This window comes from Clostridium budayi (assembly GCF_055396605.1).
Window position 1 is genome coordinate 900,677 of sequence record NZ_AP042456.1, and the last position, 12,436, is coordinate 913,112.

Below are 12,436 nucleotides of genomic sequence, written 5' to 3' on the forward strand. Positions count from 1 at the left end.
AAGTATAAATTAAAAGTTTAAGAATTTGTTAAGAAAATAATAGCAAATTATTTAAGAAGTGATTTTTATAATTAATATAACACTTTAGTAATAGTGTGAAGGGAGACTATAAATTGAAAAAAGAGAGAATTTTAATAGTAGATGATGAGAAAGAAATAAGAGATTTAGTTGAAATATATTTAAAAGGTGAAGGATATGAAACGCTTAAGGCTAAAGATGGAGAAGAGGCATTATATCTTTTAAAAGGTAATGATATAGATTTAGTTATATTAGATGTTATGATGCCAAAACTTAATGGTATAGAAACATGTTTAAAGATAAGAGAAGAAAGTCAAATTCCTATAATAATGCTTTCAGCTAAATCAGAAGATGTAGATAAGATTTTAGGATTAAACATGGGTGCTGATGATTATTTAAGCAAACCATTTAATACATTAGAACTTATGGCAAGAGTTAAGTCACAACTTAGAAGATACAAGAAATTTAATAACTATCAAAGTAGGGAAGAAAATGAATTAACTGTAGTAATAGATGATCTTGTAATAAAACTAGATACACATGAAGTTTTCCTTGGGGAAAATAGTATTAAATTTACTCCAACAGAGTTTGATATATTAGTTTTACTTGCTAAAAATAGAGGCAAGGTATTCTCTATGGTAAATATATATGAAAGTGTTTGGAATCAAGAATATATGGAATCAGATAATACAGTAATGGTTCATATTAGAAAAATAAGAGAAAAGATAGAGGAAAATCCAAGAAATCCACGATTTATTAAGACTGTTTGGGGGGTTGGATATAAAATTGAAAAATAAAAAAGATGATAAGGATAAAGTGAAATTCAAAATAAAAATAGCTGACATATTTTTAAATAACAAGTTAGCAAGAGTTTTTAAAAAATACTATTATTATATAGAAGAAAGGGTAAAGAAGAGCATAAGATTTGAGCTTGTTATTATATTTGGATTATGTTTTGCTGTATCAGCATTATCTTATATATTTATGAATGACTTATTTAGAAATGAAAAGACTAATGCTGAAATAAGATATGATTATAGTAGAATTGAAAGAAAAGCTCAGCAAGTTGTTGATGATATAGAAGAGCGTAAAAGGTCTAAAGGATTTAATATAAATGATTCAAAAGCTTTTGCTACAGCGTTTGAGGCAAATGGTACTTCAGATAAAATTTATATAACAGATATTGATGGAAAGGTTATTCATAGAAATCAAAATGCTTCAGAAGAAAAAATTGATATATTTAATACTTTAAAAAATGTATCAAGAAATATGAAAAGTGAAGTTGATGGAAGTGAATATACAATAATATATCCTTTAGATATAAATAATGGCAAGTATTATTTGATATACAATGGTATACCACCGGCAGAAATTGAATATGTAAAATATGAAGTATCAAATTCATTTTTAGCATTAAGTTTATCTATCATAATGTTTATTATAATATTCCTTCTTGCAACAAACAAGAAAACAAAATATTTAGATGAAATAGCTAAAGGAATTAAAATAATAGCAGAAGGTGATTTAAGCTATAATATTCCTGTAAAAGGAAATGATGAAATAACTAATATTGCTATAAATGTTAACAATATGGCAGATGAAATAAGCAATAGAATTAATGCACAGAAAATTTCGGAACAAACAAAAGCAGATTTAATTACAAATGTATCGCATGATTTAAGAACTCCTTTAACATCTATAATGGGATATATAGGTCTTGTAAAAGATAAGAAGTATGGAGATGAAAAGACTAGAGATGAGTATTTAAATATTGCGTATAATAAATCAGAAAAGCTTAAAGCATTAATTGAAGACTTGTTTGAATATACAAAACTTAATAATAATGGAATGAAGCTTAATAAAGCAGAAGTAAATCTTGTTGATTTTGTATCACAAGTATCTGAAGAAATGAGACCATATTTTGAAGAAAATAATATAGATCAAATAAAAACTTTAACAGACCAAAAGATAATTGCTAGTATTGATACTGGGAAAATGGTAAGAGTAATTGAAAACTTACTAACAAATGCAGTTAAGTATTCATATAAACCTGGAGCTGTTATTATAGGGGTATATGTAAAGGAAGGATATGCAACTATTGCAGTTAAAAATAGAGGAGAAAATATTCCACAAGCTAAGCTTGATAAATTATTTGACAGATTTTATAGATTAGATGAATCAAGAAGTGCTGAACTTGGAGGTTCAGGTCTAGGTCTTGCAATATCAAAAAATATAGTTGAAATGCATGGTGGGAAAATATGGGGGGAATGTTATGGGAATGATATTAGCTTCTATATTAGGTTAAAAGTGTAAAAGTAACTAAATTTTAATCTTTTAGTAACCATATATTAAATTAGAAAATGTAAATTAAATTTAAAATACAAGTTATAGAATTAAATGTAACCTTATCAAGCATAAATTAATACTTTATATATAGAGAGAGTAAGTATTTTTATGGAGGATTTATGCAAGATAGGAATGAAAATAGTAGATTTGGAATAGATTTGAATGAATATAGCCAAGGTGTCAATTTTGCTGAGCTAGCTAGAAGAATAGACTTTTTATATTTAAGATCTTCTGGATCAGGAAGTGGACGTTTTAGAGTAGATAGAAAGTTTATTGAATTTGCAAGTGAAAGTAGAAAATATGGAATACCTGTTGGAGCATATCATTTTGGAGTTCCATCTATTAACTTATTAAGTGCTGATTCACAATGTGATGATTTTATTGATGTTTTACAACAAGGTTTTGGTACAAAAAAATATGGGGATTTATTTCCAGTATTAGATGTAGAAACACCAATAGAACCAAAAATGGATACAGATGCACTTTTAAAGTGGATAGATAGATTCAGAAAGAGGTTTGAGAAAAAAACAAGAAGAAGATTGATGCTTTATACTGGATTATTCTTTATACAACTTTATAATAACTTTCAATTATCAGATGGAACATATCCATTAAAAAATATGCCTTTATGGATTGCTATGTATACAAATGTTCCTTCTAACCCACCTTATCCACCTAATATAGGAGGTTGGACTAGATGGAGAATATGGCAATATAGTGAATCACAACAAATCACAGGGGTTGCTAATCCAGTCGATGCAAACTGGGGTCCAAATAACTTAGATTTGTTAATGCAACCTGCTCAGGTAAAAGGACTAACAGCTAGTATGGATAATGAAAATATTTATGTTTCATGGAATAAGAATAGTGATGTAGATTTACTTGGATACAATATATTTGTTGATAATTATTGGCTAGGAACAGTTGATAAAGATGATACAAGATTTGTAATTCCATTAAGGAGAATTTATAAACCTAAGAGTAGAGTACTAGATATAAGTATAGAAGCATTTGATTATGATGGAGAGACATCACAAGTTAGAAGTAGAGTTAAATTAGATGGTAGAAAGTCATAAAATAAAGAGGTTTTTTTAGAGTTTTAGAGAATCTTTTATAACAAAGATTCTCTAAAACTTATTTATAACTTTTTATTATAGGCTAATAAATTGTTATTTTTGTAGTAATTTATTAACCTATAATGTATTTTTAGGTTAAATAATAATTATAGTAAAATTGATTGGAGGGAAGTTCTTAGTGAAAAGCGGAGGTCAGAGATCTGCTTCTAATGGGGGAAGTAAAAAGAAAAAGCAATTAATAATTGCAAGTGTTGGACTTATTATATTAATTTTAGGAGGTTTAGGTGCATATACTACATATGTAAGTGGAACCGTAAAAGAATGGAATAATAAAATTTATCCTGGTGTGACAGTTGAGGGAATTGACTTAGGAGGAAAAACAAAAGAAGAAGGAAAATCTATATTAGAAGAGAGTTTTTCAAAAAAAATTCAAGATAAAAAAATACTTGTAAAAGTAAAGAATAAGGATAAAGAATATGATACTGATTATTCAGAATTAGATCCTAAGTTTGAAATTGATAAGGCTGTAGAAGAAGCTTTTAATTATGGTAAAGATAATAATTTATTTAAAAAGAATTCTTTAATAAAAGAAGGAGAATTAAATAAACACGAAATTCAACTTAACTTTACTTATAGTGATGAAAAATTAAACAAGCTAGAGGAGAAAATAATTAAGAAGTTTAATATAGCAGCTAAAAATGCAAAAATAAACATAGATAATAGTGGAAATATTTCAATAACACCTGAAACTATTGGTTATGGAATAAATAAAGAAGAATTAGATAAGAATCTTAAAGAAAAAATAAATGGTGATTTAGATAAAGAAACTTTAGTTGAGTTAGAGTATAAGGAAAATAAACCTAAAGTAACTAAAGAGGAATTATCTAAAATTAATGGTGTTATGGGTTCATTTAGTTCATCATATCAATCATCAGATGCAAATAGATCAGCTAACATAAAAGCAGCAACTGAATTTGTAGATGGAACTCTTTTAATGCCAGGAGAAGTGTTTAGTTATAGTGAAGCAACTCAAAGGGACAAGAGTAAATATAAAGAAGGTAATGTTTATATAAATGATAAAGTAGAAAAGGATATTGGTGGTGGAATATGCCAAGTATCATCAGCACTTTATAGAGCTGTAATGAGAGCAAACTTAAGACCAGCTGAAAGACATAATCACTCAATGACTGTTGGATACGCAAAACCAGGATTAGATGCAACTGTAGCTTGGGGATATTTAGATTTCAAAATTAAAAACACATATAGTACTCCGATTTATATTCAAGGAATAACTCACAATAAAGTAACTGAATTTAAAGTTTATGGTGATGTTAAAGAATTAAAAGGAAGAACTTATGAAATGGAAAATGAAATAATAAAGACAATACCAATAAGAGAAGAAATAATAAAAGATCCAAACTTAAAAGAAGGTACAAGAAAAGTTGAATCTGCTGGAATAACTGGATATGTTGCAAAAGGATATCAAGTCACTTATGAAAATGGAAAAGCTATAAAGAAAGAATTAGTATCAACAGATACTTATAAAATGATTCCGAAAAAAGTAAGAGTTGGAACAAAGAAAAATTAAGAAAAGTTAAAAATAACTTAATTAAATAAATAAAAGTGGAAATTATAGTTAAATTTTCATAAAATATAAATAGAATAAAATGTACTGTAAAACAAGCTATACTTAACTGTATAGCTTGTTTTAATATGTAAATTTTTAATATGTGTAAGTGGAGATGGAGATATGACATATAAGATGGTATGCATTGATATGGATGGAACACTACTTGGAAAAAGAAAATCCATATCAGAAGAAAGTAAGAGGGTAATAAAAGAGGTTAGTAAAAAAGGTATTAAGGTTGTTGTAACTACAGGAAGATTGTATAATAATGCAGCTTATTACTCTGACTTAATTGGTGCATCTGATGCTGTTATTGCTGGAAATGGTGCTGTTATAAAAGAAAAATCAAAAGATGAAGTAATATATAGGAGCAAAATCGATACTGATATATGCAAAGAGTTATTATTGAAAGCTAAAAAGTGTGGTGTAATATTACATTTACATACTATAGATAGAATAATTACAAATAGTTGTATTAGCAATATAATAGCAAAGATAGTTTTGCCAGGCAGAAAATATAAAAGCTTTCCTATATATACTGAAACTATAAAAAATACTGATAGTATAGAGAAAGTTTTAAAAAAATATAATGGTGAAGTTACTAAGTGCATAATGTTCTCAACTTCGGCTAAGAAAACTATAAAATTTAAAGAAGAAATAAAAAATATAGAGGGGATAGTATGCTATCCTTCTGGAGATAAAAGTATTGAAATAAATAAGCTTGGAGTATCAAAAGGAAATGCAGTTAAATTTTTAGGGGAATACTACGGTATAAAGAGAAAAGAGATAATTTGTATAGGAGATAATGAAAATGATATTTCAATGATTGAATATGCAGGACTTGGAATAGCTATGGGAAATGCTATAAAAAAGCTTAAAGAAAAAGCTAATTATATTACAGATACAAATACTAATGATGGCGTTAGAAAAGCACTTGAAAAATTTATATTAAAAGTTAGGTAGTTATAAGGAATTAAAAAAATGAAAATACTACTTTAGGGAGGTGGTTTTATGTTTAAACCATATAAAGTAGTATTTGATGAAAAAGCATTAGAATATAAATTAGGAAAAGAATTATATGATATATTTAAAAAAAGTGACGCAGAAGTTTTAATAAATAAAGGTGGAAGAGTTATAGGAAAAAAAGATGAAAGTGAAATTAAAAAATTTGTTTCATCAAAAAGAACTTTAGTTGTTGGGGTAAGAAAGATTACTGAATTTCAAAGTTGCAGACCATCTGCAAATTATCAGCTTCCCCTTGTAAGTGGATGTAATGGTATGTGTGAATATTGCTATTTAAATACACAACTTGGAAAAAGGCCATACACTAAAAGTATATGTAAATATAGATGAAATACTAAAGAAAGCATTTAAGTACGTTGAGGAAAGAGCTCCTAAGAAAACTATATTTGAAGGTGCAGCAACATCAGATCCAATTCCAACTGAAAGATATACGGGAGCCCTTAGAAAATGTATAGAAAAGTTTGGAGGAAATGAATTAAGCTACTTTAGGTTTGTAACTAAATTCTCAGATGTTGATACACTTATAGGGGCAAAACATAATGGACATACAACTATAAGATTTAGTATAAATACAAAGAAAGTAATAGAAGGGTTTGAAAGAGGAACGGAAAGCTTTCAAAAAAGAATAGAAGCTTCAAAGAAACTTTATGATGATGGATATAATATAGGATTTATAATAGCTCCAGTATTTCTTTATGAAGGATGGAGAGAAGATTATTTAGAGTTAATAAAAACTGTTGGTGAGATTTTCAGTGATAGAGAAAATAAATCTATAGAAATTGAAGTTATATCTCATAGATATACTGAGAGAGCAAAGAATCAAATTTTAAGTGTTTATCCAGATTCCAAGCTTCCTATGGATAAAGAAGATAGAATCCTAAAATATGGTCAATTTGGCTATACAAAATATGTATACAGAAAAGAAAATATTAATGATATAAAAGAATTTTTTGAAGAAAATTTAAGGAAATACATTAAAAATTGTATAATAAAGTATATAATTTAATATAAAGACCATATATAAGATAATAGTATAAGAAGGCTTGAAATATAATACAAAGGCTTTGACTAAAAATAATTACTGTAGTATTATTCTTATTATAACGTAATTTTTAGGCGTATAAGAATTGAGAAAAGATGAATGAAAAATTCATCTTATTTTTCTCTTATTTATCAGTGGAAGGTGATTTTTTGAATTTAAATATAGTAATGTATCAACCAGAGATACCACAAAACACAGGTAATATAGCAAGAACATGCGTTTTAACAGGATCTAAATTACATTTAATAAAACCATTAGGTTTTGATATTAGTTCTAAGCAAGTTAAAAGAGCTGGACTTGATTACTGGAGTGAGTTAGATCTTGAAGTACATGAAAGCTATGAAGACTTTATGAAGAAGTATGGGGAAAATAAAATATATTTAGCAACAACTCATGGTGGAGAACATTATGATGAAGTTGAATTTAAAGAAGGCGACTTCATTATGTTTGGAAGAGAAACATGTGGAGTTCCTGATGATGTACATAATGCTCATGAAGGAATAAGAGTTCCAATGATTAAAACTAGCACAAGAAGTTTAAATCTTTCAAATACTGTTGCAATAATTGCATATGAAGCATTAAGACAATTTGGCTTTCCTAATATGAAATAAAGCAAAAGGGGATGAGGAAATGGAAAAAATTAAGATTATAACAGATAGTACTGTTGATTTACCTAAAGAACTTTTAAGGGAATTAGATGTAGAAGTACTACCAGTTCTTATAAATTTTGGAGAAGAAAGTTACTTAGATGGAATAGAGATAAATAGGGATGAAGTATTTAGAAGAATAGATAATGGAGATGTATTCCCAACAACAGCTCAAATAGTTCCAAATAGATTTGTAGAAACATACGAAAAATACCTAAATCAAGGTTATAAAGTTTTAGCAGTTTTAATGTCATCAGGAATGAGTGGAACATACCAATCAGCATGTCTTGCAAAACAAATGCTAGAAACAGAAGATGTTCAAATTGTTGATTCTCAAACAATAACATCAGGACTTGGAGTACTTGTATTACAAGCAGCTAGACTTAGAGATAAAGGATTAACAATTGAAGAGATAGCTAAAGAGTTAGAGGAAATTAAACCTTATTTAAGAAGCTGTTTAAGCTTTGATTCATTAGATAATCTAGTTAAAGGTGGAAGACTTCCAAAGGCAGTAAGTGTTGTTACAGGAATGCTTGGAATAAAGTTAGTACTTGAAGTTAAGGATGGAGTTATTTCCTTAAAAGGTAAAGTAAGAGGTAGCAAAAAGGCTGTTAAGAAGATTATAAGTGACATGGAAGAGTTTGGAATAAGAAAGGATATACCTGTTATTATAGCAAACGTAAATCATGATGAAGTATGTAACGGATTAAAAGAATACCTAGAAGAACATAATATAGATTATATAGAAGGACCAGTTGGTTGTTCTGTAGGAATACACTCAGGAGATAAAGCTCTTGGAGTATTCTTTGTAAGTGAGAAATTATAATATATTTTTATAAATTGTAAAGAAGCATCAAAATTTTTTGATGCTTCTTTTTTGCATTAAAAAGCTATTCTAGGGGAATATAATAGTAATAATTTATTCTGAGGTGAAAATATATGGATAAGCTAAAGAAAAATAAAGAGATATCAATCTTATTATTAATAATATTTTATTTATACTCAAATTTTGTATTAGTTGGTTGTAATTTATTTAATGAGAAAAGAATGAGTGATACTTTAAAAGTCGGTCTTATATCTGAAAATTTTAATGATTTATCTTTTGGACAGATGTCTAAGAAGGGTATAGAAGAAGCAAAAGAGAAGTATAAAGTTGAGCCAGAATATAAAGAAATAAAAGAAAATAACGATGGAATAGATAAAATATTTAAAGATTTTGCAGAACATAATAATATTACTATTGCAACAGGAGAAGAGCTTAAAACAAATATTCAAAAAATAGCTAGAGAAAGAAGAGATAAAAATTTTGTAATACTAGACGAAGAAGTAAATGAACCTAACGTAAAATCAATTCTTTTTAAGCATGAACAAGGTGCTTTTTTAATGGGAATAATAGCAGGGAATGAAACTAAAACAAACAAAGTTGGATTTATTGGTGGAATGGATAATAAAATAGGAAATGAGTTTTATGCTGGATTTACAGCAGGCGTAAAAACTGTAAACGAAAAAGCCTTAGAAGGCCTAATGTCAAGAAAAATGGTTAGATTTAATGAAAGTTTTTTAGATGAGAAAAAAGCTTATGAGAAAGCAATTGATTTATATGATTCAGGGTGCGATATTATATTCCAAGCAGCAGGAAATGCAGGTATAGGTGTTTTTAAAGCAGCAAAAGAAAAAGGTAAAAAAGCAATTGGGGTAGATACAGACCAAAAAGTTACCGCAAAAGAATACAAAGATGTAATAATATCATCAATGATAAAAAGAACTGATGAAGCAATGCTTAATCTTTGTAAGGAAGCAAGAGAAGGAAGTTTTAAAAGTGGAATAAGAAATAAAGAAGAACTTGGTTTAGCAGAAAATATGTTAGATTATGCACCAACGACTAAAGAAGACGTTAGTAAAAAAACTATGGAAGATTTAGAAAAATATAAGAAAATGGTTATAGAAGAAGTGATTGAAGTTCCCTCTAGATTATTTGAAGTTGTAGGATTTAAAACAATTACATAATAAATTTTCTATGATATAATTATAAAGAAAATAAAGAGGGAAATGAGTGATATTATGAAAATGGAGTATTCTATTAAATTAACTCAAGAACAAAAGTTAATTATGACTCAAGAGATGCAGCTATCAATTAAAATGCTACAAATGTCAGTTAATGATTTAAGAGAATATATAGATAAAGAATATCAAGAAAATCCTATACTTGATATAAAAGATCATAGTCAAGAAAAATCAAGTATATCAGAAGAAAAACCTATGGATAAATATGATTATAAAGAAATGATAAAATACTTTGAATTTGATAATTATGGAGCTCAAAGTTATGGAAGTTATGATAGTGATGATGAAGTATCGCCTTTTAATTTCATATCAGAAAAGAAATCATTAAAAGAGTTTTTAGATGAAGAGCTTATGGAACTTGACATTGATGAGTATACAAAAGAAATAGCTGAATATATTATAGAAAATTTAGATCATAGAGGTTATTTGGAATGTGACCTAAATATTATATGTGAAGAACTTAAAATTCCCCTTGAAAAAGGGGAAGAGGTACTAAAAATAGTACAAGACTTAGAACCATATGGAATTGGAGCTAGAAATATAGAAGAATGTTTACTTATTCAATTGGATAAGCTTGCTTTAGATGATGAAATAATGGTCAAAATAGTAAAAAATCATTTAAATGAAATAGCGGAAAATAGATATACTGCAATTGGAAAAAGTCTTAAAATATCACCAAGAGAAGCGCAAAGGTATGGAGATATAATTAAAAAGTTAGAACCTAAACCATCAAGAGGTTTTTATACTGGAGAAGAAGTTAAATTTATAATTCCAGATGCAGCTATAAGAGAACTTGATGGTGAATATATAATAATAATGAATGATAGTGTGTTACCTAAATTATCTATAAACAAAACATATAAACAAGTTATAAATAGTGATAAAAATAGTGATACATCTAATTATGTAAAAGAAAAATTAAATAAAGCATTATTCTTAATTAAAAGTATTGAGCAAAGAAGAAGTACTTTATATAGAGTATTAGAAAAGATAATTGAAAGACAAAAAGAGTATTTTTCAAAAGGATACAATTACTTAAAACCTATGACATTAAAAGAAATAGCTGAAGATTTAAATGTTCATGAATCAACTATAAGTAGAGCAATAAAGGACAAATACATACTTACAGATAGAGGAACTATTAAAATAAAAGATTTATTTACAACAGCAGTTTCAAATGGAGATGAAGATTTAGGAGTTATAAAAATTAAAAATAGAATTAAAGTTTTAATAGACGAAGAAAATAAAACAAAGCCTTATTCTGATCAATTTATTTGCGATAAATTAAAAGAAGAAGGCATGAATATATCAAGAAGAACTGTGGCAAAATACAGAGAGGAACTTGGAATTAAATCTTCAAGTAAAAGAAAAAGACTTTAGTTAACCTTTGTTAATATAAGGTATGACAGTATATTCATATACTAAATAAGGGATAAAAATCAAAAAAATTTAAATTTAGACTTCCAAAATACTTGAATTTAATTTATAATAGTACCTGTGGGACAAAAAAGAAAAGTATGGGACGTTTTGTGACCAAAGGGGTGTTGAAGTTGCAGGAAATATTAAGATTGCAAAAGAAAATAGTTCCTGAACTTGTAGAGGTACTCGAAAAAAGGTACAATATACTAAGGACTATATTTTTAAACCAACCAATAGGAAGAAGAGTTTTAGCGAATGAACTTGGATTAAGTGAGAGGGTAGTTAGAACGGAGATAAGTTTTCTTAAAGGTCAGGGGTTAATAGAAGTTAATACACCAGGTATGAATGTTACTAAAAGTGGAGAAGAGTTAGTTGATAAGTTAAGTTCATTTATACATGAACTTAGAGGATTATCAGATATTGAAAAAGATATAAAAGAACATCTTCTCTTAAAAAAAGTTATAATAGTTCCTGGAGATGTAGATAGTAATCCAGCTGTTTTAAAAGATATTGGTAAAGCAGCAGCTAATTATTTAAGTAAAATAATTAAAAGTGATTCAATAATTGCTTTAACAGGAGGAAGCTCAGTTAAAGAAGTTGTAGAATCATTTGGGGAGATAAAAAATCTATCTAATGTATTAGTAGTTCCAGCAAGAGGTGGAATGGGAAGAACTGTAGAAATACAAGCAAACACATTAGCTGCATCCCTTGCGAAAAAAGTCCATGGAAGTTATAGAATGCTTCATGTATCTGAAAATGTTAGCTTAGAACTTCTTAAATCATTAAAAGAAGAAAATGACATAAAAGAAGTTGTGCAAAGTATACATAATGCAGATGTATTTTTATATGGAGTGGGTAACGCCTTTGAAATGGCTAAAAAGAGAGGACTTTCTGATGAAAGTATCTTAAAGCTCAAAAAGCTTAAGGCTGTTGGAGAGGCATTTGGATGTTATTTTGATAAAGATTCAAAAGTAGTTTCAAAAAGAACTGCTATTGGAATAAATATTGATGAAGCCAGAAAAATTAACACACATATAGTTGTTGCTGGTGGAAAAAATAAAGTTGAGTCAATTATTGCGACTCAAAGAGGTAACGAAAACGGAGTTTTAGTTACTGATGAAGCTGCTGGAATAGAAATTTTAAAAATTTTAACTGGCAGAGATAATTAAATTTG

At 27.7% G+C, this 12,436-nt stretch carries 10 protein-coding genes and 1 pseudogene; all 11 read left to right on the forward strand.

From position 1 onward, the window contains the following. Nucleotides 1–113 precede the first annotated feature (113 nt). The 11 genes and pseudogenes from ACZ5TJ_RS04180 to ACZ5TJ_RS04230 all read left to right on the forward strand — a co-directional run bounded on the left by ACZ5TJ_RS04180 (nt 114) and on the right by ACZ5TJ_RS04230 (nt 12,431). A complete protein-coding gene (locus ACZ5TJ_RS04180; protein WP_039311201.1) occupies nt 114–815 on the forward strand; it encodes a response regulator transcription factor in 702 nt (233 codons plus the stop codon). Beyond that, nucleotides 805–2,331 (forward strand): sensor histidine kinase, encoded by a 1,527-nt coding sequence (locus tag ACZ5TJ_RS04185; RefSeq protein WP_464201528.1) that lies wholly within the window; start codon nt 805–807, stop codon nt 2,329–2,331. Before ACZ5TJ_RS04180 ends, ACZ5TJ_RS04185 begins: the two co-directional genes overlap by 11 nt. Before the next feature lie 152 nt (nt 2,332–2,483). After that, a complete protein-coding gene (locus ACZ5TJ_RS04190) occupies nt 2,484–3,440 on the forward strand; it encodes a glycoside hydrolase family 25 protein (protein WP_464201530.1) in 957 nt (318 codons plus the stop codon). 178 nt (nt 3,441–3,618) lie between these two features. Further along, nucleotides 3,619–5,028: a VanW family protein gene (locus ACZ5TJ_RS04195; protein WP_464201532.1), complete on the forward strand. Its 1,410-nt coding sequence runs from the start codon at nt 3,619–3,621 to the stop codon at nt 5,026–5,028. Nucleotides 5,029–5,190: 162 nt separating this feature from the next. Continuing rightward, complete coding sequence (locus ACZ5TJ_RS04200) at nt 5,191–6,030, forward strand: Cof-type HAD-IIB family hydrolase (RefSeq protein WP_464201533.1); 840 nt, start codon at nt 5,191–5,193, stop codon at nt 6,028–6,030. Between the two features lie 48 nt (nt 6,031–6,078). Next, nucleotides 6,079–7,096, forward strand: a pseudogene (splB, locus tag ACZ5TJ_RS04205) (spore photoproduct lyase). Between the two features lie 185 nt (nt 7,097–7,281). Next, nucleotides 7,282–7,743 (forward strand): tRNA (cytidine(34)-2'-O)-methyltransferase, encoded by a 462-nt coding sequence (locus ACZ5TJ_RS04210; RefSeq protein ID WP_464201534.1) that lies wholly within the window; start codon nt 7,282–7,284, stop codon nt 7,741–7,743. 19 nt (nt 7,744–7,762) lie between these two features. Further along, nucleotides 7,763–8,605 (forward strand): DegV family protein, encoded by an 843-nt coding sequence (locus tag ACZ5TJ_RS04215; protein WP_464201535.1) that lies wholly within the window; start codon nt 7,763–7,765, stop codon nt 8,603–8,605. A 113-nt stretch (nt 8,606–8,718) separates the two neighbouring features. Then, the gene (locus ACZ5TJ_RS04220; protein ID WP_464201536.1) at nt 8,719–9,786 is read left to right on the forward strand and encodes a BMP family lipoprotein; all 1,068 of its coding nucleotides are present in this window, start codon (nt 8,719–8,721) and stop codon (nt 9,784–9,786) included. Nucleotides 9,787–9,840: 54 nt separating this feature from the next. After that, entirely contained in the window at nt 9,841–11,223 is a 1,383-nt protein-coding gene (gene rpoN, locus ACZ5TJ_RS04225) for an RNA polymerase factor sigma-54 (protein WP_464201537.1), read from the forward strand. A gap of 137 nt (nt 11,224–11,360) precedes the next feature. Continuing rightward, the gene (locus tag ACZ5TJ_RS04230; RefSeq protein WP_196296502.1) at nt 11,361–12,431 is read left to right on the forward strand and encodes a sugar-binding transcriptional regulator; all 1,071 of its coding nucleotides are present in this window, start codon (nt 11,361–11,363) and stop codon (nt 12,429–12,431) included. Nucleotides 12,432–12,436: the final 5 nt, after the last annotated feature.